The sequence below is a fragment of the Streptomyces boncukensis genome (assembly GCF_011045075.1).
GTDB lineage: Bacteria > Actinomycetota > Actinomycetes > Streptomycetales > Streptomycetaceae > Streptomyces > Streptomyces boncukensis.
On record NZ_JAAKZZ010000059.1, the window covers coordinates 1 to 23553 of the forward strand.

Sequence of the window (23553 nt, forward strand, 5' to 3'; positions counted from 1 at the left end):
GTGCCGGCGGGCGGGGAGCTGTTCCCGCCACCTCCGCCTCCGCCACCGCCGGACTCCTTCTGCTTCTCCGGCCGCTCGCCCCGGGGCTTACCCGAAGGGCTCTTGCCGCCCTGGTCCTTGCTCCCGCCGCCGGAGCCGCCGGGCGAGCCCTTCGCGCCCTTGTCCGAGCCGCCGCCCGCGCCCTGCGTGGCCGGCGTGCTGGGCAGCACGCCCTCGCCGTCCGGGACCTCGTGGGTGCCCTCGCGGTAGAACCTGAACCACGCGAGGACGGTGCGCAGATACTCGTTCGAGTTGTTGTAGCTCAGTATCGCGCGGTCCAGGTCCGCCTGGGAGGACAGGTCCCGGCCGCCGGCGCAGAGATACTCGCCGGCCGCGAGCGCCGCGTCGTAGATGTTGTTGGGGTCCTTGCGGCCGTCGCCGTTGCCGTCGGCGCCCCAGCGCTCCCAGGTGGACGGAATGAACTGCATGGGGCCGACGGCGCGGTCGTACTCCTTGTCGCCGTCGTACCGGCCGCCGTCGGTGTCCTTGATGCTGGCGAAGCCCTCGCCGTTCAGCACCGGGCCGAGGATGGGCTTGAGCGTGGTGCCCTCCCTGTCGACGGCACCGCCGCGGGCCTGGCCGGACTCCACCTTGCCGATGGCCGCGAGCAGTTCCCAGCGCAGGCCGCAGCCCGGGGAGACGGACCGCTCCGCCTTCTTGTACGCCGCGAGCACCGTGGCGGGGATGCCGGACTGCTTCTCGCCCGCGCCCGGCAGCTCGGACGCCCGGCTCTTGGGCGGGGGCGGGCTCTCCAGCGGCGGCAGCTCGGTGTGGAACGAGTCGTCGCCCGGGGCGCGGTCGCCGGGGGCCGCGTCCGTCCGGCCGCCCGCGTTCTCCTCGCCGCCACCGCCCAGCACGGCGCCGGGGGCCTGGGACGCGGTCAGCGCGGCCATCGCGACCGCGGCCACCGCGGTACCGCCCAGTCCCCGGCGGAATCTGCTGGTGCTCACGAATCCACCGAGTCCGTGCTGTCCGCCCTCAGCCGTGGGCTCCTGCTTGGCTGCTGCATGCCTGCCGCGATAGCGCGCCATGGATCAGTCTCCCGTCCTCTCCCCTCGGGACGCAGTCACCGGTGACCCTACGACACGTCCAGGGCCTGAGTAAGTGCCCACCGGGCACTTCCGGCTCATTCGACCCGTTCTCCCGGATGCCGTCGAGTCCCGTGCGCCGCCCGGCCACCGGATGGCCACCGCACGGCTACCGGACGGCCACCGGCGGGACACGATCAGCGTGGCTCAGACGCGCGGGCGGCGCCTGAGCTGTTGCTCCGACCGGGGGTTGCCCCTCGCCGTACCGTACCCGGCACCGGGGCGGCTGCGATCCGCCGGACCGGCTCAGTGGGCCGCCTCCTCCCAGTTCTGGCCGGCGCCCACGGAGACGTCGAGGGGGGCGCGGAGGTCGACGGCGGACGCCATCTCGCGGCGGACCAGCTCCTCGACCGCCGCCCGCTCGCCCGGCGCGACCTCCAGCACGATCTCGTCGTGCACCTGGAGCAGCATCCGGGACGCCAGCCGCTCGGCGCGCAACGCCGCGTCCACCTTCAGCATCGCGACCTTGACGATGTCCGCGGCCGTGCCCTGGATCGGTGCGTTGAGCGCCATCCGCTCGGCCATCTCGCGGCGCTGGCGGTTGTCGCTGTTGAGGTCGGGGAGATAGCGGCGGCGGCCCATGATCGTATGGGTGTACCCGGTGGCGCGGGCCTCCTCCACCACGTGCTGGAGGTAGTCGCGCACCCCGCCGAACCGCTCGAAGAAGGTGTCCATCAGCTTGCGGGCCTCGTCCGGGGTGATGCCCAGCTGCTGGGAGAGGCCGAACGCCGACAGGCCGTACGCCAGTCCGTAGGACATGGCCTTGATCTTCCGCCGCATCTCCGCGTCGACCTCGGACTTCGCGACCCCGAAGACCTGGGAGGCGACGGTGGTGTGCAGGTCCTCGCCGGAGGTGAACGCCTCGATCAGGCCCTCGTCCTCGGACAGATGGGCCATCACGCGCAGCTCGATCTGGCTGTAGTCCGCGGTGAGCAGCGACTCGTACCCCTCGCCGACCTGGAAGGCGTGCCGGATGGCGCGGCCCTCGTCGGTGCGGACCGGGATGTTCTGCAGGTTGGGGTCCGTGGAGGAGAGGCGGCCGGTGGCGGCCACCGTCTGGTTGTACGTGGTGTGGATACGGCCGTCCGGGGCGATGGTCTTGATCAGCCCCTCCACGGTGGTGCGCAGCTTCTGCTGCTCGCGGTAGCGCAGCATGAGCACCGGGAGCTCGTGGTCGGTCTGGGTGGCGAGCCAGGCCAGGGCGTCGGCGTCCGTCGTGTAGCCGGTCTTGGTCTTCTTCGTTCTGGGCAGGCCCAGCTCGCCGAAGAGGACCTCCTGCAGCTGCTTGGGCGAGCCCAGGTTGAACTCGTGCCCCACCGCGGCGTGCGCCTCGCTCACGGCCTGCTGCACGGCGTCCGCGAACTGCTGCTCCATCCGCGTCAGCCACGCGCGGTCCGCCGCGATACCGGCCCGCTCCATCCGGGCCAGCAGCGCGGACGTCGGCAGCTCCAGCTCGCGCAGCAGCCCGGCGGCGCCGACCTGCTCCAGCCGCTCCTCGAAGGCCGTGCCCAGATCGAGGACGGTGCGGGCCTTGGCCATCAGCGCGTCCGCCTCGGCCGTCTCGTCCACACCGAGGGCGAGCTGCCCGTCGGCGTCGGCCGCGGGGCCCAGCTCGCGGCCCAGATACTCGACGGACAGCGCGTCCAGCGCGAAGGAGCGGCGGCCCGGCTTGTCCAGATACGCGGCGAGCGCGGTGTCCGACCACACCCCCTCCACGCTCCAGCCGTGCTCCGCGAAGACCCGCATGACCGCCTTGGCGTCGTGCATGGCCTTGCGCTTGGTGCCGTCGGCGAGCCAGGCCGCGAACCGCTTCTCGTCCTCCTCGCCCAACTGCGTGGGGTCGAACCAGGCGGCCGGGCCGTCGGCGGCGGCCAGCGCGACCTCGCTGACGCTGCCGCTGCCCAGCTTCCACACATCCACCGTGGCGACGCCCAGCGCGGCGTCCCCGTGCCGCTCCAGCCAGGGGGCCAGCTCGCCGCCGCGGAGGATCGCGCCGTCCACCTCGACGCCGTCGCCCGCGGCGGCCTCCTCTTCCTCGGCCGCTCCGGGGTCGACGGCGAACAGCCGCTCGCGGAAGTTCTGGTTGCGGAACTCCAGGGTATCCAGGATGACGCCGAGGGTCGGGCGGTCGTACGGCACCCGGGCCAGGTCCTCGGGGCGGTCCGGCAGCTCGACGTCCCGGACCATCTCGGTCAGGCGGCGGTTGAGCTTGACGGACTCCAGGTGCTCGCGGAGGTTCTGCCCGGCCTTGCCCTTGACCTCCTCCACCCGCTCGACCAGCCCGGCGAAGGAGCCGAACTGGTTGATCCACTTGGCGGCCGTCTTCTCGCCGACGCCGGGGATACCGGGCAGGTTGTCCGACGGGTCGCCGCGGAGAGCCGCGAAGTCCGGGTACTGGGCCGGGGACAGCCCGTACTTCTCCTGGACCTTCTCGGGGGTGAAGCGGGTGAGCTCGGAGACGCCCTTGGTGGGATACAGCACGGTGACGTTCTCCGTGACCAGCTGGAAGCAGTCGCGGTCGCCGGTGACGATGGACACCTGGAAGCCCTCGGCCTCGGCCTGGGCGGCGAGGGTGGCGATGACGTCGTCCGCCTCGAAGCCGTCCACCGCGTACCGGCGGACGTGCATGGCGTCCAGCAGCTCGCCGATCAGCTCGACCTGGCCGCGGAACTCGTCGGGGGTCTTGGAGCGGTTCGCCTTGTATTCCGCGAACTCCTCGGAGCGCCAGGTCTTGCGGGAGACGTCGAAGGCGACGGCGAAGTGCGTGGGGGCTTCATCACGGAGCGTGTTCGCCAGCATCGAGGCGAAGCCGTAGATCGCGTTCGTGGGCTGGCCCGTGGTGGTGGAGAAGTTCTCCGCGGGGAGCGCGAAGAAGGCGCGGTACGCCAGGGAGTGTCCGTCCATGAGCATGAGGCGGGGCCGCTCGCCCTGCCGCTGGGGTGCCGCCGATGCCGGGGTCGTCTTCGATGCCGTCTTAGCCACGTCTCCGATCCTCCCACGGGCCACTGACAGCCGGGCCGCACCGCGTGGCGTGCCCCGCCTCCGGCCCTCGCTCGGGGCGGCTCCCCCGCCGCCCTGGCATCAAAGGGAGAGGCGAGGCAGTATCGGGGCATGGCACGTAAAGCTCCCTCCCAGGATCCCGTTCAGGACGCGCCCGAAGTCGGGGCGCCCGAGCACGCCGCCGCGGGGCTCACCGCGGTGCGGAAGTCGCTACGGATCGCGAGGGAGCAGATGGGCGTCCGCCGCACGGCTCTCACGCTGCTGCGGGTGAACCAGAAGGACGGGTTCGACTGCCCCGGCTGCGCCTGGCCGGAGGGCGAGAAGCGGCACGCGGCCGAGTTCTGCGAGAACGGCGCCAAGGCCGTCGCCGAGGAGGCCACCACCCGGCGGGTGACCCGCGACTTCTTCGCCGAGCACCCCGTCGCCGACCTCGCCGGCCGCTCCGGGTACTGGCTCGGCCAGCAGGGGCGGCTCACCGAGCCGATGTATCTGGCGGAGGGGGCCGAGGCGTACGAGCCCGTCTCCTGGGAGCGCGCCTTCTCCCTGATCGCCGACGAGCTGAACGCCCTCGGGTCGCCCGACGAGGCCGTCTTCTACACCTCGGGCCGGACGAGCAACGAGGCCGCTTTCCTCTATCAGCTCTTCGCCCGCGAGTTCGGAACCAACAACCTGCCCGACTGCTCCAACATGTGCCATGAGTCCTCCGGTTCGGCGCTGACCGAGACGCTGGGCGTCGGCAAGGGCAGCGTGCTGCTGGAGGACCTCCACAAAGCCGATCTGATCATCGTCGCGGGGCAGAACCCGGGCACCAACCACCCGCGGATGCTCTCCGCGCTGGAGAAGGCCAAGGCGGACGGCGCGCGGATCATCACGGTGAACCCGCTCCCCGAGGCCGGGATGGAGCGGTTCCGGAATCCGCAGACCGCCAAGGGGCTGGCCGCCGGCGGCACCCCGCTGACCGACCTCTTCCTCCAGATCCGCATCGGGGGCGACCAGGCCCTCTTCCGGGCCCTCGGCCGGCTGGTGCTGGAGTCGGAGCGCCCGGACGCCGTCGACCAGGAGTTCGTCCGCACCCACACCCACGGCTTCGAGGAGTACCGGAAGGCCGCCCTGGCCGCGGACTGGGGCGAGACGCTGCGCGCCACCGGGCTGGAGCGGGCCGAGATCGAGCGCGCCCTGGAGATGGTGCTCGCCTCCCGCCGTACGGTCGTGTGCTGGGCCATGGGGCTCACCCAGCACAAGCACTCGGTGCCCACCATCCGGGAGGTCGTGAACCTCCTGCTGCTGCGCGGCGCCATCGGGCGGGAGGGCGCCGGCGTGTGCCCGGTGCGCGGGCACAGCAATGTGCAGGGCGACCGCACGATGGGCATCTTCGAGCGGCCGGCGCCCGAGTTCCTGGACGCGCTTGAGCACGAGTTCGGGTTCGCGCCGCCGCGGGAGCACGGGCTCGACGTCGTCCGGGCGATCCGCGCGCTGCGGGACGGGCAGGCGAAAGTGTTCCTCGCCATGGGCGGCAACTTCGTCTCCGCCTCGCCGGACACCGGGGTGACCGAGGCCGCGATGCGCCGGGCGCGGCTGACCGTGCATGTGTCGACGAAGCTGAACCGCTCGCACTGCGTGACGGGCACGCGGGCGCTGATCCTGCCGACGCTCGGCCGGACGGAGCGGGACGTCCAGCGCGGCGGCGAGCAGTTCGTCACCGTCGAGGACTCGATGGGCATGGTGCACGCCTCGCGCGGGCGCCTCGCGCCCGCGAGCCCGAAGCTGCTCTCCGAGCCCGCGATCGTCGCCCGGCTGGCGCGGGCCGTGCTGGGCGGGCGCTCCCGGGTGCCGTGGGAGGAGTTCGAGGGGGACTACGCGCTGGTCCGGGACCGGATCGCCCGGGTGATCCCCGGCTTCGAGGACTTCAACGCGAAGGTGGCGCGCCCCGGCGGCTTCGCGCTGCCGCACGCCCCGCGCGACGAGCGCCGCTTCCCCACGGCGACGGGCAGGGCGAACTTCACGGCCGCTCCGCTGGAGTTCCCCGCTGTGCCGGAGGGGCGGTTGCTGCTGCAGACGCTGCGCTCGCACGACCAGTACAACACCACCATCTACGGCCTGGACGACCGCTACCGCGGCATCCGCAACGGGCGCCGCGTGGTGCTCGTGCGGCCGGAGGACGCCCAGGCGCTGGGCGGCTTCGCGGACGGCGCGTACGTGGACCTCGTCAGCGAGTGGGAGGACGGCGTGGAGCGGGTGGCGCGGGGCTTCCGGGTGGTGCACTACCCGACGGCGCGCGGCTGCGCAGCGGCGTACTATCCGGAGACCAACGTGCTGGTCCCGCTCGACGCCACGGCCGATACGAGCAACACCCCCACCAGCAAGTCGCTGGTGGTCCGGCTGGTGCCGGCCCGGGAGTGAGGGCACGGCCCTTCCCAGCACGGCCCTTCCCAGCACGGTCCTCTCCTCAGCACGGTCCCCTTGTCAGCACGATCCGCCGGGCACCGCTTAGGCTTCGGCTGGAAGCCGCTGCGCGGACGCGTGTACGAGCGCGAACGCGTAGGAGTCACCAGCGCGAACGGAGCCGAGGCCCATGGGCGAGCAGTCCCGCACCAAGATCCCCCAGGAGATCCTGGACCAGTGGGCCGGATCAGGGCTCGACCTGACCGCGCACTTCTCGGCCGGGCACCTGGGAGAGCGGATGGGCGTCCAGGTGCTGGAGGCCAGCCCGGAGTCGGTACGGGGCACCCTGCCGGTCGAGGGCAACACCCAGCCGTACGGACTGCTGCACGGCGGCGCGTCCGCGGTGCTCGCGGAGACGCTGGGGTCGGTGGGCGCGATGCTGCACGCGGGGCCGGGCCGGATCGCGGTGGGGGTGGACCTGAACTGCACGCACCACCGGGGGCTGCGGTCCGGGCTCGTCACCGGGACGGCCACCCCGGTGCACCGGGGCCTGTCGACGGCCACGTACGAGATCGCGATCGCGGACGAGGAGGGGCGGAGGGTGTGTTCCGCGCGTTTGACGTGCCTGTTGCGTGGCGCCTCCGGCTGACGCCGCCGTGTGACACCGCCCCCTCTCCCCGCGAGCGCTGCCCTGCGGACCGTGGTTGCCCGCGCCCCTTCGGGGCGCGGGGATGCGCCCCGCCGTGGACGGCCCGGCGGCCGTCTCCCGTGTCACCCAGGGCTACGAGTTGCCGCCGCTGGAGCTTCGGGCGCACATCCGTTCCTGCGAGGGACTGCCGCCGCGGGCACGACTGCCCTTCCTTGAGATAACCCTGCGTAATGCGCGTGCCGCGCAACGTCTGGGCGCCATTCCCGGACGGCGTCACGGCGTGCGTTGACGCGCGTATTCCGTACGGTATGCGAACCCTCCGTCAAGGACTCAGCTCACACTCCCTGAGCACGCTGCGGCTTCATCGCGCCTTACGTGTCCGCAACTTCCCTGTCACACCAGGCGAGTTGATCATTGGTGACCGCCGGAGGGCGCGGTGATAACAAGAGAGTCACATCCTGGACTTGACCTCTGCCCGACTTCAGTCCCCCGCCATAGAGTCACCGCCAGTCACCACGCCGCCGGGCGTGCGCTGTCGGCACGGTTCGGTACCACCAGTACGGCCCGGCGCGTGCCACGGCCTCTCACTCGATCGAGGCCGCGCCTGGGGAAAGGACTGATCGTGCGTCACCGTTCCTTGCTCATACTCACCACCGCGGTCGCCGCGGCTTCGCTCGCACTCTCGGCGTGCGGCTCGCGCGACGATGACGACGACGGCGACAGCGGCACCAGCGGTGGGGGGACCACTGTCACCATCGGGCTCGACGCCCCGCTGACCGGCGACCTGTCCGCACTGGGCCAGGGCATCAAGAACTCCGCCGACCTCGCGGTCAAGACCGCCAACAAGAACAAGGAGGTCGAGGGCGTCACCTTCAAGCTGGAGTCCCTCGACGACCAGGCGCAGGCAGGCGTCGGACAGCAGAACGCCACCAGGTTCGTCGGCAACAAGAACATCTACGGCGTCGTCGGCCCGCTCAACTCCCACGTCGGCCAGTCCATGCAGAAGGGCCTCGGCAACGCGGGGCTGGTCCAGGTCTCCCCCGCCAACACCGCGCCCGAGCTCTCCCAGGGCCCCGACTGGCAGTCGGGCAAGAAGAAGCGCCTCTACGACACGTACTTCCGCACCTCCACCACCGACGCGGTGCAGGGGCCGTACGCGGCGCAGTACCTCTACAACGAGCGCAAGCTGCGCCGCGCTTACGTGATCGACGACAAGAAGACCTACGGCGCGGGCCTCGCGGGCACCTTCAGCGACGAGTTCAAGCGGCTCGGCGGCACGGTCGTCGGCACCGACCACATCAACCCCGACGACCGCGACTTCTCCGCGGTGGGCACCAAGGTCGCCAAGTCCAAGGCGGACTTCGTCTACTACGGCGGCGAGTACCCGGCGGGCTCCCCGCTCAGCGCGCAGATCACCAAGGCGGGCAGCAAGGCCCCGGTCGTCGGCGGGGACGCGCTCTACAGCGCGGAGTACATCAAGCTCGGCAAGAAGAACGTGGAGGGCGACCTCGCCACCTCCGTCGGGGCGCCCCTGGAGACGCTGGACACCGCCAAGACCTTCATGAAGGACTACAAGGCGGCGGGCTACGACCTTCCGTACGAGGCGTACGGCGGCTACTCGTACGACAGCGCCTGGGCGATCGTCCAGGCCGTCAAGGCGGTCGTCGAGGACAACGACGGCAAGCTGCCGAAGGGCAAGGAGGGCCGCGAGAAGGTCACCGAGGCCATGCAGAAGGTCAGCTTCAGCGGGGTGACCGGCCAGGTGTCGTTCGACAAGTACGGCGACACCACCAACAAGCAGCTCTCCGTCTACGAAGTCAAGAGCGGTGAGCACAAGCCCGTCAAGACCGGCACCTTCCAGGAGAGCGGTAGCTGACCGACCTACCGCCCTTTCCGTACATCTGTGCTGCTGCGCGGGGGCGCCCACAGCGCCCCCGCGCAGCCGTATCTGACATCTCTTCTGGGAGGACCCCGGTGCACGATCTGCCGGACCAGCTCACAAACGGCCTCGCACTCGGCGCGCTGTACGGCCTCATCGCGATCGGGTACACGATGGTCTACGGCATCGTCCAACTCATCAACTTCGCCCACGGCGAGATATTCATGATCGGCGGCTTCGGCGCGCTAACCGCCTATCTGTGGCTCCCCGACGGCACGGGGCTCACCCTCGCGCTGCCGCTGATGCTGCTGCTCGGCGTGGTGTGCGCGACCCTGGTCGCCGTCGGCGCCGAGCGCTTCGCCTACCGGCCGCTGCGCGGCGGGCCCCGGCTCTCGCCGCTGATCACCGCCATCGGTCTGTCGCTGGCGCTCCAGCAGGCGGTCTGGGCCTTCTACCCGGACGCCAAGAAGGCCCGCCCCTTCCCGCAGTTCCAGGGGGGCGACTTCGACCTGGGCTTCGTCACCCTCTCCCGCGAGGACCTGTTCATCTTCATCGCGGCCCCGGTGTGCATGATCGCGCTCGCCCTGTTCGTGGCGAAGACCCGCACCGGGCGGGCCATGCAGGCCACCTCGCAGGACCCCGACACCGCGAAGCTGATGGGCATCAACACCGACCGCATCATCGTGCTGGCGTTCGCCATCGGCGGCGCCTTCGCGGCCATCGCCGCCGTCGCACAGGGCTTCAAGACCGGCGAGGTCCAGTTCCGCATGGGCTTCATCGCCGGGCTGAAGGCGTTCACCGCCGCCGTACTCGGCGGGATCGGCAACATCTACGGCGCGATGATCGGCGGTCTCGTCCTCGGGGTCGCCGAAGCCATGGCCATCGCCTACGTCGGCGACATCCCCGGCATGGAGCAGTTCGGCGGCGGCTCGTGGAAGGACGTGTGGGCCTTCATCCTGCTCATCCTCGTCCTGCTGCTGCGGCCCCAGGGCCTCCTCGGTGAACGTCTCGCGGATCGGGCGTGATGACTATGACGACGACAGACCCGGACACCCCCGGTACCGCGCACGCGCCGCGCGCCACCGCGCAGGGCGCACCGCTGCCGCTGCGCTCCGACCCGCCCTCCAACCTGTTGCTGGCCCGGATACTCATCGGGCTCGGCGCCGTCGTGGCGTTCGTCAGCACCCTGTTCCCCTGGACCTGGACCTCCGCGTTCCCCGGCGATCTGACCATCGCGATGTATCCGGGCGGGCTGCAGATCCTCACCATCGTCGGCGCGGCGCTCACCGCCGCGTTCCTGCTGGCCGGCGCCGGGGTGCGCGGGCTGCGCTGGCTCACCCCGGGCGGCCGGCACAGCGCCGTGCTGCTCGCCGCGCTCGGCACCCTCGCCGTGACCTGGTACACCGCCGGGGCCATCGCCGAGGACCTGGGCGGCCTGGCCAACTTCGAGCCCGGCATGTGGATCGGCATCGCGGGCTCGCTGCTCGCCGTGGTCGGCGCGCTGGCGCTGCCCGCCGACGTTCCGGCCGAGCCCGACCCGCTCACCGGGCGGGCGCCGCACATCGGGCACCGGCTGCGGGCCGCGCTGGCGGCTCCCGCGCCGCGGCAGCCGGGCTCCGCGCTGCCGGGCTGGGCCGAGATCCTGGTCATCTGCGCGGCCTGCGGCATCGGGCTGTATGTGTTCGCGTACGGCATCGAGGCGGAGGACGGGCCGCCGTTCATCGGGTTCCTGGTGGTGGCCGCGTTCCTGACGCCCGCCGTGGGCCGCGCGGGGCTCGGCCGGCGGCTCTCGGTCCTCGCGGGCCGGCACCGCACCGTCACCCTGCTCGCCGCGTTCGCCGCCGCGCTGCTCTTCCCCATCACCCAGAGCAACGAGACCTACACCAATATCGCGGTCAGCGTGCTGATCTTCGCGACGGTCGCGCTGGGGCTGAACATGGTCGTCGGCCTCGCGGGGATCCTGGACCTGGGCTATGTGGCGTTCCTCGGCGTCGGCGCCTACACGGCGGCGATCGTCTCCGGCGCGCCCACCTCGCCGTTCGACGTCCATCTGCCGTTCTGGGCCGCCGTGCTGCTCGGTGCCGCGGTGGCGCTCGTCTTCGGCCTGGTCATCGGCTTCCCCTCGCTGCGGCTGCACGGGGACTACCTCGCCATCGTCACCCTCGGCTTCGGGGAGATCTTCCGTATCTCCGTGCAGAACCTCGACGGGGACTCGGGGCCCAACATCACCAACGGCGCCAAGACCATCCCCAACATCCCCGATCTGGAGCTGTTCGGCTTCAACCTCGGCGAGGAGCACTCGATCCTCGGTTTCGACCTGGGCAGATTCGCCAACTACTACCTGCTGATGCTGCTGTTCACCGCCATCGTGGTGGCCATCTTCCGGCGCTCCAACAACTCCCGGATCGGACGCGCCTGGATCGCCATCCGCGAGGACGAGACCGCGGCGCGCGCCATGGGCGTCAACGCCTTCCGCTTCAAGCTCATGGCCTTCGCGCTCGGCGCCACCCTCGCCGGGATGGCCGGTACGGTGCTCGCGCACGTCGAGTACTCCGTGAACCCGGAGGCGTACAAGTTCGTGCACACCGCGCCGCCCAACTCGGCGTTCCTGCTGATCGCGGTGATCCTCGGCGGCATGGGCACGGTCAGCGGGCCGCTGATCGGCGCGGCGCTGCTCTATCTGATCCCGGCCAAGCTGCAGTTCATGGCGGACTACCAGCTGCTGCTGTTCGGCGTCGCGCTCGTGCTGCTGATGCGGTTCCGGCCCGAGGGGCTGATCGCCGACCGGCGCAAGAAGCTGGAGTTCCACGAGACCGGCCAGCTCGACGTACCGCCGAACGGCGCCGCCGGACTGAGCAAGACGGAGGCGTGAGATGACGACCACCACCCACACCGCCCCCACCGACGCGCCGCCGGACGACCGCCCCCGGCTCCGGGCCGCCGGGGTCACCATGCGCTTCGGCGGCCTGACCGCCGTGCACAACGTGGACCTTGAGGTGTACGCGGGGGAGATCGTCGGGCTCATCGGCCCCAACGGCGCGGGCAAGACGACCTTCTTCAACTGCCTCACCGGCCTCTACGTCCCCACCGAGGGCACCGTCAGCTACCGGGGCACCGTGCTGCCGCACCGCTCGCACCTGGTCACCCAGGCGGGCATCGCCCGCACCTTCCAGAACATCCGGCTGTTCGCCAACATGACCGTCCTGGAGAACGTGCTGGTCGGCCGGCACACCCGCACCAGCGAGGGCCTGTTCTCCGCGCTGCTGCGGGGGCCCCGCTTCCGCCGGGCGGAGCGCGAGTCCGAGGAGCGGGCCCTGGAGCTGCTGCGGTTCACCGGGCTGGAGGGCAAGCGGGACCAGCTCGCCCGCAACCTGCCCTACGGGGAGCAGCGCAAGCTGGAGATCGCCCGCGCGCTGGCCAGCGAGCCGGGGCTGCTGCTGCTCGACGAGCCCACGGCGGGCATGACGGCCGGCGAGACCACCGCGACCCGCGAACTGGTGCTGGCGGTACGGGAGCAGGGCACCGCGGTGCTCGTCATCGAGCACGACATGCGCTTCATCTTCAACCTCTGCGACCGCGTCGCGGTGCTCGTCCAGGGGGAGAAACTGGTCGAGGGCAGCCCCGAGACCGTGCAGAACGACGACCGGGTGATCGCCGCGTATCTCGGCACCCCCTTCGAGGGGGAGCCGGGCGAGGCGGAGATCGCGGAGGTACGGGCGGCCGAGGCCGCGGACCGGGAAGGGGGCGAGGGCTGATGCCTCTGCTCGAAGTCGAGGGCCTGCGGGTCGCCTACGGCAAGATCGAGGCCGTCAAGGGCATCTCGTTCGGGGTCGAGGCGGGCGAGGTCGTCACCCTGATCGGCACCAACGGGGCGGGCAAGACGACCACCCTGCGGACCCTCTCGGGGCTGCTCAAGCCGCTGGCCGGGAAGATCACCTTCGACGGCCAGGTGCTGAACGGGGTGCCGGCGCACAAGATCGTCGCGATGGGCCTGGCCCACTCCCCCGAGGGCCGCCGCATCTTCCCCCGGCTGTCGATCGAGGAGAACCTCGCCCTGGGCGCGTTCCTGCGCAAGGACACCGCGGCCGTCGACGGGGATCTGCAGCGCGTCTACGAGCTCTTCCCGATCCTCTCCGAGCGGCGCGCGCAGGCCGCCGGCACCCTCTCCGGCGGCGAGCAGCAGATGCTGGCGATGGGGCGGGCGCTGATGTCCCGGCCCAAGCTGCTGATGCTGGACGAGCCGTCGATGGGGCTGTCGCCGATCATGATGCAGAAGATCATGTCGACGATCGCCGAGCTGAAGGCCGGGGGGACGACGATTCTGCTGGTCGAGCAGAACGCCCAGGCCGCGCTCTCGCTCGCGGACCACGGGCATGTGATGGAGATCGGCCGGATCTCTCTTTCGGGGACGGGGCAGGAGCTGATGCACGACGAGTCGGTCCGCAAGGCGTACCTGGGCGAGGACTGACCCTGGTGATCCCCTCAGCCCCGTGAGCCCCTCCGGGTGCCCCGCCGGCGGGGCACCCGGTCACCGCTGCTTCTTCTTGCGCTCCTCGCCGTCCTCGATCACGGCCTCCGCGACCTGCCGCATGGACAGCCGGCGGTCCATCGACGTCTTCTGGATCCAGCGGAAGGCGGCGGGCTCGGTCAGCCCGTACTGGGTCTGCAGCACGCTCTTCGCCCGGTCGACGAGCTTGCGGGTCTCCAGCCGGTCGGCGAGGTCCGCGACCTCCTTCTCCAGCTCCTTCAGCTGGGTGAAGCGGGAGACCGCCATCTCGATGGCGGGCACCACGTCGCTCTTGCTGAACGGCTTGACGAGGTACGCCATCGCGCCCGCGTCCCGGGCCCGCTCCACCAGCTCGCGCTGCGAGAACGCGGTGAGCATCAGCACCGGCGCGATGCTCTCCTCGGCGATCTTCTCCGCGGCGGAGATCCCGTCGAGCACGGGCATCTTCACATCGAGGATGCACAGGTCGGGCCGGTGCTCGCGGGCCAGGTCCAGCGCCGCCTGGCCGTCCCCGGCCTCCCCGACGACCGTGTAGCCCTCCTCCTCCAGCATCTCCTTGAGGTCCATGCGGATCAGCGCCTCGTCCTCGGCGATGACGACGCGGGTCGTGTCCGGGGGAACGTGCCGGCTGCCGTCGGCAGCGGTGTCGGGCGATTCAGGCTCGGGGACGTCCGCGGTGCTCACTGGGCTCCTCGTTTCCGCACAGGTGGGAGGTACGAGCCTACCCAGGTCCTGTATGGTGTGGGCACAGCGGGTGGGCGCTTGCCTTTCGATTCCACTGGCCCCGGTAGCCCAATTGGCAGCAGGCAATGGATTCAAAACCCATACAGTGTCGGTTCGAATCCGACCCGGGGCACTTTACCTTCATTTCAAAGGCTCTCAGCGGAGCCCGGGGAATTCCGCACTTGTGTACCCCGCCCTCTGGCGGTGCGGGAGCATGGCGTCCATGTCCGTATTGACGCGCGAGGAAGCGCAGAGCCGTGCGGCGGTTCTCGAAGTACAGCAGTACGCGGTGGAGCTGGACCTGACCCGCGGGGAGGACGTGTTCGCTTCCGTGTCCACCGTGCGGTTCGCCGTACGGGAGCACGGGGTGGACACCTTCGTCGAGGTGCGCCCCGCCGCCCTGCTGCGGGCGGCCATAGACGGGGTGGAGCTGGATCCGGCCGAGCTGCGGGACGGCCGGCTGCCGCTGCGGCGGCTGGCCGCGGGGGAGCACGAGCTGTGGGTCGAGGCCGAGATGCGCTACTCGCGCGTCGGCGAGGGGATGCACCGGTTCACCGATCCGGCCGATGGACGGGTCTATCTGTACACCCAGTGCTTCATGTCGGACGCGCCCCTGGTGTTCGCCTGCTTCGACCAGCCCGACCTCAAGGCCGTCTTCCGGGTGACCGTCACGGCCCCGCCGGAGTGGACGGTGCTGGGGAACGGGGTCGCCACCCGGGAGAGCGAGGGCCGGTGGGTGTGCGCGCCCACCCCGCCGATCAGCCCCTATCTGATGGCGGTCGCCGCCGGGCCGTACCGCTCGGTGCGCACCGAGCACGCGGGGCTGCCGTTCGGGCTGCACGTACGGCAGTCCCTCGGGGACCACCTGGAGGCGGACGCACCCGAGCTGCTGGAGATCACCCGGCGCTGCTTCGACCGCTACCACGAGATCTTCGACGAGCCCTACCCCTTCGACTCCTACGACCAGGCGTTCGTGCCGGAGTTCAACTCGGGCGCCATGGAGAACCCGGGGCTGGTCACCTTCCGGGACGAGTTCGTCTTCCGCTCCGCGGCCACCGCCACGGACCGGCAGCGGCGCGGCGCGGTCATCGCGCACGAGATGGCGCATATGTGGTTCGGGGACCTGGTGACGCTGCGCTGGTGGGACGACATCTGGCTGAACGAGTCCTTCGCCGAGTACATGGGCTACCAGACGCTCGCCGAGGCCACCGCGTACACCGGCACCTGGACGTACTTCGCCGTCTCCCGCAAGATCTGGGGGTACGACGCCGACCAGTGGCCCTCGACCCACCCCGTGGCGCCCGACCCCGAGCAGGTGCCGGACACCGCGGCGGCGCGGCTGAACTTCGACGGGATCTCCTACTCCAAGGGCGCCTCCGCGCTGCGGCAGCTGGTGGCCTGGCTCGGCGAGAAGACCTTCCTCTCCGGGATCAACGAGCACCTCGCGCGGCACCGCTTCGGCAACGCCACGCTGACCGACTTCCTGGACTCCCTCGCCCGCGCCTCCGACCGCGATGTGCACGGCTGGGCGGAGCGCTGGCTGCGGACGACCGGCGTGGACACGCTGGTGCCACAGCCCCGCGGCGGCGGCAGCGGCAGCGGCGGCGAGGTGGTCGAGGTCGGACACCGGGGCGGCCGCCCGCACCGGCTGGCGCTGGGGCTGTACGACGAGGCGCCCGCCCACCCGGGGCGGCTGGTGCTCCGCGAGCGGCTGGAGCGCGACATCCCCGAGCAGGGCGGGCTCACCGTCCAGCTGGACGGGCCCCGCCCCGACCTGCTGCTGCTCAACGACGGCGACCTCACCTACGCCAAGGTGCGGCTGGACGCGCACTCCTGGGCCACCGTGCGGCGCGCACTGTCCGGGCTGCCGGGCCCTCTCTCCCGCGCCGTGGTGTGGAACGCGGCGCGGGACATGGTGCGGGACGGCGAGCTGCCGCCGCTGGAGTATGTGGAGACGGTACGCGCGCATCTGCCGTCCGAGACGGACAACGCGATCGTCGAGGCCGTCCTGACGTTCGCCCGTACGCAGATCGCGGACCGCTACACCCGGGACGCCGCCGAGCGGACCGGCGTCCTGGAGGCGATCGCGGCGACCTGCCGGGAGCTGCTGGACGCGGACCGGACGGACGAGGGGGTACGGCTCAGCGCGGTGCGGCACGCGATCGACAGCGCGACGGCGGCCGGCGAGCTGCACGCCTGGCGGGAAGCCGGTGCGGTGCCCGGCGGCCCCGACCTGGACTCGGAGCTGCACTGGCGGCTGCTGCTGCGGCTGTCGGTGCTCGGCGGGGTGGACGAGGAGCGGATCGCGACGGCCCTGGCCCGCGATCCGAGCGCCACCGGCGAGGAGGGCGCCGCACGCTGCCGGGCCGCGCTGCCCGACGCGGCGGGCAAGGCGGCGGCCTGGGAGGCGATGTTCGGCGAGCGGGACGCGCTGTCCGTATATCTGTTCACGGCGACGGCGCAGGGCTTCTGGCAGCCCGAACAGGCCGGGCTGCTGGACGGGTTCGCGGAGCGCTACTTCACCGACGCGGTGCGGGTCGCGGAGCGCCGGGGCGCGTCGCTGGCCTGGGTGGCGGGGCAGTACGCGTTCCCCCGCACCTGTGTGGACGCGGGGACGCTGGCGCGGGGCGAGCGGTGCCTGCGGGAGGACGAGCCGGTGCCGATGCTGCGCCGCTGGCTCTCCGACCAGCTCGACGAGTTGCGGCGGGCGCTGCGGATCCGGGGGCTCGGGGCCGGCTGATCCCCGTGCTTCCGGTTCCCCGGATCCGCGGCGGATGCCGGGCTGCCCCTGACGGTACGTCGCCGGGCGCGGGTGGTTCGCGGCCGGTCGCGCAGGTCCCCGCGCCCCTTCGGGGCGCCATGGTCGAGCGGCCATATCGGCGCCCCGGAGGGGCGCGGGGACCTGTCCGGCCCCTCTACCAGATCCGGACAGGGCGTCCGTACATTCGTCCCCCCTTCGGGCGAACCAGGCCGCAGATCGGCTGGCGGGCCGCGCGCGGCACATAGGTTAGGGCGCCCTAACCGACCTGCCCGCCCTGTCGCCTGTCGCCCACGGAGAACCGCCCATGTCCGCGCACGCCGTCGATGGTTCCTGTCTGCTCGCGGGTGGCACCGCTGGCCCCGCCGCGCTCAGCGCGCTGCTCTCGGCGGCGCTGGACGCGCTCGCCACCGGGGCCGCCGAACGCGGCGGGCCGCTGCCGGGCGGCGGCCCGGACGGCGTCGCGGCGGACGTGCGCCGGACCGTGGGCGCCGCGGGCCGGGTGCTGCCGGAGCGCGGCACCGGCCCCCGCGAGTCGCTGGACGCGCTGGTGCGCGCCGTGGCGCGGGGCGCCGCGGACCCGGCGGACCCGCTGTGCGCCGGGCATCTGCACTGTCCGCCGCTGGCGCTGGCGGTGGCCGCTGAGGTGGCGGCGAGCGCGCTGAACCCCTCGATGGACTCCTGGGACCAGGCGCCCGCCGCATCCGAGCTGGAGTCCCTGGTGTGCCGGGAGCTGGCGGAGCTGGTGTACGGCGGCAGGCCCGCCGAGCCGCCCGCCGGTGCCGCCTGTGCCCCCGGAGGCCCCGGAGCCCCTGGGGACCCGGGCCGTGCCCCGGACGCGCTGGTGACCTCCGGCGGCACCGAGGCGAACCAGCTGGCGCTGCTGCTGGCCCGCGAGGCCGGGTTCCGCCGGGTGGTGTGCGGTGCGAACGCGCACCACAGCGTGCACCGCGCGGCGTGGCTGCTGGGGCTGGAGCCGCCGCTCGTCGTCCCGGCGGAGCGCGGGGTGCTGGACCCGGCGGCGCTGGACGCGGTGCTGCGCCGGTCCGGGGGCGCGGCCCCGCTGGTGGTGGCGACGGCGGGGACCACCGACAGCGGCGACGTGGACCCGCTGGAGGAGATCGCGGCGCTCGCGGCCCGGCACGGCGCCCGCTGGCACGTGGACGCGGCGTACGGCGGCCCACTGCTGTTCAGCGAGCGGCTGCGGGGCCGGCTGGCGGGCACCGAGCGGGCCGACAGCGTCACCTTCGACCTGCACAAGCTGGGCTGGCAGCCGGTCGCCGCCGGGCTGCTGGCGGTGCCCGAGGCACGCGGGCTGCGAGCGCTGGACCACCGTGCGGACTATCTCAACGCCGACGACGACACCGACGCCGGGCTGCCCGATCTGCTGGGCCGCTCGCTGCGCACCACCCGGCGCCCCGACGTGCTCAAGGTGGCGGTGACCCTGCGGGCCCTGGGCCGGGCGGGGATGGCGGAGCTGGTGGAGCGCACCTGCGAGGTGGCGGAGCGGTTCGCGGGGCTGGTGGCGGCCGACCGGCGGTTCGAGCTGTACGCGGACCCCCCGCTGTCGACGGTGCTGTTCCGTCCGGCGGGTGCGACGGACCGCACGGTGGCGCTGGTGCGGCGGAGGCTGCTGGCCGAGGGCCGCGCCGTGCTGGGCCGCGCGCAGCTGGACGGCCGGCTGTGGCTGAAGGCCACCCTGCTCAACCCCCTGGCGCGGGCCAGCGATCTGTCCGCGCTGCTGAAGCTCGTAGCCGACGCAGTACCGCACGTACCGAAAGGACGCAGCCGATGACGGCCAAGGAAGCCGCCGCCGTGGAAGCCGCCGGTGTGGAAGCCGCCGTGGGAGAGCCCGCGGCGCCGGCGCCCGACAGGCCACTGGATCTGGTGGGGGTGGGGATCGGCCCGTTCAACCTCTCGCTGGCGGCGCTGGCCCAGGGGGTGCCCCGGCTGCGTACGGCGTTCTACGAGCAGCGGCCCGACTTCCGCTGGCATCCGGGGCTGCTGATCGAGGAGACGACGCTTCAGGTGCCCTTCCTGGCGGACCTGGTGACGCTGGCCGACCCGGCGAGCCCATGGTCGTTCCTGCGCTATCTGCGGGAGCGGGGGCGGCTGTTCCCGTTCTACTTCGCTGAGCGGTTCCACATCGAGCGGGCCGAGTACGACGCGTACTGCCGCTGGGTGAGCGAGCGGCTGCCGGGGCTGTGCTTCGGCCACCAGGTGGACGCGGTGCGCTGGAACCCCGAACGGGCGCTGTTCGAGGTGGACTTCACCGAGCTGGCCCCCGGGGGCGAGGCGGAGGCGCTGGGGCGGACGTACGCCAGGAACCTGGTGCTCGGCATCGGTACGGAGCCGTTCGTACCCGAGCCGCTGCGCCCGCTGGCGCAGACGCCGGCCGTGCCGGTGGTGCACTCCGCCGACTATCTGGCGCACCGGGACCGGCTGGTGGCCGCCGAGCATGTGACGGTGGTGGGCTCGGGCCAGTCCGGCGCCGAGGTCTTCCTGGACCTGCTGCGCCGCCGGCCCGCCGGGCGCGAGGGGCTGCACTGGCTGACCCGCAGCCCGGCGTTCGCGCCCATGGAGTACAGCAAGCTGGGGCTGGAGCACTTCACCCCGGACTACACGCGCTACTTCCACGCGCTGCCCGAGCAGACCCGGGACCGGCTGGTGCCGCGCCAGTGGCAGCTGCACAAGGCGGTGGACCAGGGGACGCTGGCCGCCGTGCACGACGAGCTGTACCGCAGGGCCGCGGAGCTGGACGGCGGCTGGCCGGACGTGGTGCTCACGCCGGGGGTGAGCGTCCGTACGGCGGGGCGGCTGGGCACCACGCGGCTGGAGCTGCACCTGACCCACGAGGAGCAGGGCGAGCGCAGCAGGCTCACCACGGACGCGGTGGTGCTGGCGACGGGGTACCGGGAGCGGTCGGCGGACGGGATGCTGGCGGCGCTGGACCCGTATGTGCGCCGGGACTCCTCGGAGCGTCCGCGGGTGGACGAGGGGCACCGGCTGGTGCTGGACCCGTCGGTGACGGGCGCCGTGTTCGTGCAGAACGCCGCGCGGCACACGCACGGGGTGGGCGAGCCGGATCTGGGGCTGGCGGCGCACCGCTCGGCGCGGATCCTCAACTCCCTCGTCGGCGAGGAGCTGTATCCGCTGCCCGCGCGCACCGCCTTCACATCCTTCGGACTGCGCCCCGCGCCGGTGCCCGCGGGCCTAAAGTTGGAGGCATGACCGCCGAAGCCGCTCCCCCCGGTCCCCTCCCCTACGGGACGCCCGAGGCGCCCCGGGTCGCCGTGCGCGGGGAGGCGGTGCTCGAATTCGACCCCGAGATCGCCCGGATCGCGGTGACCGTCAGCGCGCGGGGCACGGACCGGCGGGCGGCGCTGGAGGATCTGACGCGGCGGAACGCGCGGGTGCTGGAGCTGGTCCGGGGCTACGGCGAGGCCGTGGAGAAGCTGGAGACCGGCGCGTTCAGCGTACGGCCCGAGCTGTCGGAGAAGGGCAGACGGGAGCGGGTGCGCACGTACCACGGGCGGGTCCGGGTCTCCGTGGAGTGCACGGACTTCACGGCGCTGGGCGAGCTGACGACGCGGCTGGCGGATCTGGAGCTGACCCGGGTGGAGGGGCCGTGGTGGGCGCTGCGGCCGGACTCGCCCGCGCGGCGCGAGGCGCGGCAGCAGGCGGTGCGGGAGGCGGTGACCCGGGCCCGGGAGTACGCGGAGGCGCTGGGGGCCGGTCTGGTGGCGCTGGTGGAGCTGGCGGACCTGGGCGCGGAGGACGCGCCTCCGCCGCTCCCGCCGCCGGGGCGGATGGTGCCGCAGTCGTTCGCCGGGGCGGCGGAGGCCGCAGCGGGGGTGCCCGAGCTGGATCTGGAGCCGCAGCGGCAGATCGTACAGGCGCAGGTGAATGCGCGTTTCCTGATGAGCCCGCCGGTGCTCACGTGAGAATTCCGCGCCCTTTCCGGGATCGCTGTCCGCTCATTCGAGCACTGGCTCGCGCACTTTATTAGTTGTCCAATGTCCTTTCACGGAAAGGGCATTGCCCATTCCACTGACAGCCGTTCTCTACGCGCGGGTAAGTCGTAGGGTCTGCAGTATGCGCCGAGCAAAGATCGTCTGTACTCTGGGCCCGTCCACCGACTCGTACGAGCAGATCAAAGCGCTTGTGACGGCCGGTATGGACGTGGCGCGGTTCAATATGAGCCACGGTTCGCACGCCGAGCACGAGGAACGGTACCGCCAGGTGCGCGCCGCCGCGGAGGAGACGCGGCGCAGCGTCGGAGTCCTCGCCGACCTTCAAGGCCCGAAGATCCGGCTGGGCCGGTTCCGCGAGGGTCCCGTACTCCTTGAACGCGGGGACGAGTTCGCCATCACCGTCGAGCCGGAAGCGGGGGCGGAGGGCGACCGCACGAGGTGCGGGACGACCTACGAGGGGCTGGCCGCCGATGTCGCCCCGGGCGAGCGGATCCTGGTGGACGACGGCCGGGTCACGCTGGAGGTGGCCGCCGTCGAGGGGCCCGTCGTCCGCACGGTGGTCGTCGAGGGCGGCATGGTCTCCGACCACAAGGGGCTCAACCTCCCCGGGGTCGCCGTCTCGGTCCCCGCGCTCTCCGACAAGGACGTCGAGGACCTGCGCTGGGCGCTGCGCACGGGTGCCGACGTCATCGCGCTGTCGTTCGTCCGCAGCGGGCACGACGCCAAGGAAGTGCACCGGATCATGGCCGAGGAGGGCCGGCGGCTGCCGGTCATCGCCAAGCTGGAGAAGCCGCAGGCGGTGCGGAATCTGGAGTCCGTCGTGGAGTCCTTCGACGGCGTCATGGTCGCGCGCGGCGACCTCGGCGTGGAGATGCCGCTGGAGCGGGTGCCGCTGGTCCAGAAGCGGGCGATCAAGCTGTGCCGCCGCAACGCGAAGCCGGTGATCGTCGCCACCCAGATGCTGGACTCGATGATCGACGCCTCCCGCCCGACCCGCGCCGAGGCGTCCGACGTCGCCAACGCGGTGATGGACGGCACGGACGCGGTGATGCTGTCCGGCGAGACGAGCGTGGGCAAGTACCCGACGGAGACGGTGCGGACGATGAGCCGCATCGTGGCGGCCGCCGAGGAGGACATGCTCGCGAAGGGGCTGCCGCCGCTGACGGAGAGCAGCAAGCCGCGCACCCAGGGCGGCGCGGTGGCCCGCGCCGCCGCCGAGATGGGCGACTTCCTCGGCGCGAAGTATCTGGTGGCCTTCACCCAGTCCGGGGACACGGTGCGCCGTCTCGCGCGCTACCGCTCCCCCATCCCCGTGCTGGCCTTCACCCCCGACGCCGCGACCCGGTCCCAGCTCAATCTGACGTGGGGCGTGGAGACGTTCCTCGGCCCGATGGTGCAGAGCACCGACGAGATGGTGGACCAGGTCGACGAGATGCTGCTGAAGCTCGGCCGCTGCGAGCGGGGCGACCTGGTGATCATCACCGCGGGCTCGCCCCCCGGGGTGTCCGGCTCGACGAACCTGGTGCGGGTCCACCGCCTGGGCGAGGAGGAGTGACGCCGCCCGGGAGCCGCAGCTCTGCGTAGACGTCGGCGGTGCCCCCGGCAGCGGTGTCCCCGGCGGTGTCCCCGGCGGCGGTCAGCCGCGCGCCGCCGCGCCGCAGCGCGCCGATCGCCGCCGCGTTCCCCGCGGTCGTGTCCGCGATGACGCGGTGCGCCCCGGCGGCCGTCGCCTCGTCGAGGAGCAGCCCGAGCACGGCGGTTCCGATGCCGCGCCCCCGGTGGGAGCGGCCGAGCCACAGCCCCGTCTCCAGCGTGCCGGGGCGGCCGCCGGGCCGGGCGAGCCGCGCGGACCCGGCCACGCGCCCGCCGTCGACGACCGCGTACGCGGCCTCGCCCAGCGGGCCTTCCAGGCCGGGCAGCCGGGCCCGGTGCCACGCCCGGAACGCGTCCCGCCGCTCCCCGGTCCACCCCGGCGGTCCGGGCACCGGCGGCATGACCTCCTCGGGCTCCGCGTCGTCGACCGCCACCGCGAGCAGCGCCTCCAGGTTCTCCTCGGTCACCCGCCGCAGCTCCACACGCTCGGGCTTCTCCATGGGACGCGCACTCCTCGGTCGGCGGGACGGCATCGTACCGCTCGTGCCGCTCGTGCCGCCGTCAGAGCGGTGGCCGGCCTGCCATGGAGCGTCCGGGCCCCTCGGGGCACGGTCGGGGGGAGGTCAGGGACTTCCCGGATAGGACTCCCGCCGCTCCCGCGCGAGGATCGTCCGTGACGCGCTGCTCAACGGGGAGGGTATGGATGGGACGCCTGTACCGGGCGCTGGTGACGGCGGCGACGGCCCTGGCGGTGCTCGCGGCGCCGACAGCCGCCGCGGCCGCGCCGGGAGAGGAGGGGGAAGCGGACCGCGCGGCGCTGCAGCGGCGGTTGGACGACGTGGTGGCCACCGGCGCGGTGGGCGCGCTCATGGAGGTGCGGGACGAGCACGGGGTGTGGCGGGGCACCAGCGGGGTGGCCGAGCGGGGCAAGCGGCGGGCGGTCCCGGCCGAGGGCCGGTTC

At 72.4% G+C, this 23553-nt stretch carries 16 protein-coding genes, 1 tRNA gene and 1 pseudogene; 14 read left to right on the forward strand and 4 right to left on the reverse strand.

Going from position 1 to position 23553, the window contains the following annotated elements; all coding sequences use genetic code 11:
- The coding region (locus G5C65_RS08690; RefSeq protein ID WP_420903292.1) for a lytic transglycosylase domain-containing protein at positions 1 to 989 on the reverse strand (989 nt) is incomplete at its 3' end.
- A 384-nt stretch (positions 990 to 1373) separates the two neighbouring features.
- Positions 1374 to 4109 carry a DNA polymerase I gene (gene polA / locus G5C65_RS08695; RefSeq protein ID WP_165298114.1) on the reverse strand — a complete coding sequence of 912 codons (2736 nt, stop codon included), beginning with the start codon at positions 4107 to 4109 and terminating at the stop codon, positions 1374 to 1376.
- A 129-nt stretch (positions 4110 to 4238) separates the two neighbouring features.
- On the opposite strand from polA, the gene G5C65_RS08700 reads away from it, so the two are divergent.
- From G5C65_RS08700 to G5C65_RS08730, 7 genes are all read left to right on the forward strand, one after another.
- Positions 4239 to 6527: an FdhF/YdeP family oxidoreductase gene (locus tag G5C65_RS08700; RefSeq protein ID WP_165298116.1), complete on the forward strand. Its 2289-nt coding sequence runs from the start codon at positions 4239 to 4241 to the stop codon at positions 6525 to 6527.
- Positions 6528 to 6699: 172 nt separating this feature from the next.
- Positions 6700 to 7158, forward strand: a complete 459-nt coding sequence (locus G5C65_RS08705) for a PaaI family thioesterase (protein WP_165298118.1) — start codon at positions 6700 to 6702, stop codon at positions 7156 to 7158.
- A 622-nt stretch (positions 7159 to 7780) separates the two neighbouring features.
- Complete coding sequence (locus tag G5C65_RS08710; RefSeq protein ID WP_165298119.1) at positions 7781 to 9034, forward strand: ABC transporter substrate-binding protein; 1254 nt, start codon at positions 7781 to 7783, stop codon at positions 9032 to 9034.
- A 98-nt stretch (positions 9035 to 9132) separates the two neighbouring features.
- Complete coding sequence (locus G5C65_RS08715) at positions 9133 to 10062, forward strand: ABC transporter permease subunit (protein WP_165298121.1); 930 nt, start codon at positions 9133 to 9135, stop codon at positions 10060 to 10062.
- A gap of 5 nt (positions 10063 to 10067) precedes the next feature.
- Positions 10068 to 11909 (forward strand): branched-chain amino acid ABC transporter permease, encoded by a 1842-nt coding sequence (locus G5C65_RS08720; protein WP_165298133.1) that lies wholly within the window; start codon positions 10068 to 10070, stop codon positions 11907 to 11909.
- 1 nt (position 11910) lies between these two features.
- Positions 11911 to 12792, forward strand: coding sequence for an ABC transporter ATP-binding protein (locus G5C65_RS08725; protein ID WP_165298122.1), 882 nt, complete (start codon positions 11911 to 11913; stop codon positions 12790 to 12792).
- Positions 12789 to 13505, forward strand: coding sequence for an ABC transporter ATP-binding protein (locus tag G5C65_RS08730; RefSeq protein WP_165298134.1), 717 nt, complete (start codon positions 12789 to 12791; stop codon positions 13503 to 13505). The genes G5C65_RS08725 and G5C65_RS08730 overlap by 4 nt, the downstream gene beginning before the upstream one ends.
- 60 nt (positions 13506 to 13565) lie before the next feature.
- Here G5C65_RS08730 and G5C65_RS08735 read toward each other — a convergent pair whose 3' ends face one another.
- A complete protein-coding gene (locus G5C65_RS08735; protein WP_165298123.1) occupies positions 13566 to 14228 on the reverse strand; it encodes a response regulator in 663 nt (220 codons plus the stop codon).
- Positions 14229 to 14325: 97 nt separating this feature from the next.
- Here G5C65_RS08735 and G5C65_RS08740 point away from each other — a divergent pair.
- From G5C65_RS08740 to pyk, 6 genes are all read left to right on the forward strand, one after another.
- Positions 14326 to 14400, forward strand: a tRNA-Leu gene (locus G5C65_RS08740).
- An 81-nt stretch (positions 14401 to 14481) separates the two neighbouring features.
- Entirely contained in the window at positions 14482 to 17007 is a 2526-nt protein-coding gene (pepN, locus tag G5C65_RS08745; RefSeq protein ID WP_165298125.1) for an aminopeptidase N, read from the forward strand.
- A 325-nt stretch (positions 17008 to 17332) separates the two neighbouring features.
- Positions 17333 to 18820, forward strand: coding sequence for a pyridoxal phosphate-dependent decarboxylase family protein (locus G5C65_RS08750; RefSeq protein WP_165298126.1), 1488 nt, complete (start codon positions 17333 to 17335; stop codon positions 18818 to 18820).
- A complete protein-coding gene (locus G5C65_RS08755) occupies positions 18817 to 20256 on the forward strand; it encodes a lysine N(6)-hydroxylase/L-ornithine N(5)-oxygenase family protein (RefSeq protein WP_165298127.1) in 1440 nt (479 codons plus the stop codon). The genes G5C65_RS08750 and G5C65_RS08755 overlap by 4 nt, the downstream gene beginning before the upstream one ends.
- Positions 20253 to 20969, forward strand: coding sequence for an SIMPL domain-containing protein (locus G5C65_RS08760; RefSeq protein WP_165298129.1), 717 nt, complete (start codon positions 20253 to 20255; stop codon positions 20967 to 20969). Before G5C65_RS08755 ends, G5C65_RS08760 begins: the two co-directional genes overlap by 4 nt.
- Positions 20970 to 21120: 151 nt before the next feature.
- Positions 21121 to 22554 carry a pyruvate kinase gene (gene pyk / locus G5C65_RS08765; protein WP_165298131.1) on the forward strand — a complete coding sequence of 478 codons (1434 nt, stop codon included), beginning with the start codon at positions 21121 to 21123 and terminating at the stop codon, positions 22552 to 22554.
- On the opposite strand, the gene G5C65_RS08770 is transcribed toward pyk, so the two are convergent.
- Positions 22478 to 23092 carry a GNAT family N-acetyltransferase gene (locus G5C65_RS08770; protein WP_206441401.1) on the reverse strand — a complete coding sequence of 205 codons (615 nt, stop codon included), beginning with the start codon at positions 23090 to 23092 and terminating at the stop codon, positions 22478 to 22480. The genes pyk and G5C65_RS08770 overlap by 77 nt on opposite strands.
- 203 nt (positions 23093 to 23295) lie before the next feature.
- Between G5C65_RS08770 and G5C65_RS08775 the strand changes: the two are divergent.
- A pseudogene (locus tag G5C65_RS08775) lies at positions 23296 to 23553 on the forward strand (hypothetical protein); the annotation flags it as partial.

What these genes read in the sequence shown, in the direction of transcription:
- pyk (WP_165298131.1), top strand. Translation starts at nt 21,121, where the DNA reads ATGCGCCGAGCAAAGATCGTCTGTACTCTGGGCCCGTCCACCGACTCG.
- G5C65_RS08700 (WP_165298116.1), top strand. Translation starts at nt 4,239, where the DNA reads ATGGCACGTAAAGCTCCCTCCCAGGATCCCGTTCAGGACGCGCCCGAA.
- G5C65_RS08760 (WP_165298129.1), top strand. Translation starts at nt 20,253, where the DNA reads ATGACCGCCGAAGCCGCTCCCCCCGGTCCCCTCCCCTACGGGACGCCC.
- G5C65_RS08720 (WP_165298133.1), top strand. Translation starts at nt 10,068, where the DNA reads ATGACGACGACAGACCCGGACACCCCCGGTACCGCGCACGCGCCGCGC.
- G5C65_RS08755 (WP_165298127.1), top strand. Translation starts at nt 18,817, where the DNA reads ATGACGGCCAAGGAAGCCGCCGCCGTGGAAGCCGCCGGTGTGGAAGCC.
- pepN (WP_165298125.1), top strand. Translation starts at nt 14,482, where the DNA reads ATGGCGTCCATGTCCGTATTGACGCGCGAGGAAGCGCAGAGCCGTGCG.
- G5C65_RS08770 (WP_206441401.1), bottom strand. Translation starts at nt 23,092, where the DNA reads ATGGAGAAGCCCGAGCGTGTGGAGCTGCGGCGGGTGACCGAGGAGAAC.
- G5C65_RS08750 (WP_165298126.1), top strand. Translation starts at nt 17,333, where the DNA reads ATGTCCGCGCACGCCGTCGATGGTTCCTGTCTGCTCGCGGGTGGCACC.
- G5C65_RS08705 (WP_165298118.1), top strand. Translation starts at nt 6,700, where the DNA reads ATGGGCGAGCAGTCCCGCACCAAGATCCCCCAGGAGATCCTGGACCAG.
- G5C65_RS08725 (WP_165298122.1), top strand. Translation starts at nt 11,911, where the DNA reads ATGACGACCACCACCCACACCGCCCCCACCGACGCGCCGCCGGACGAC.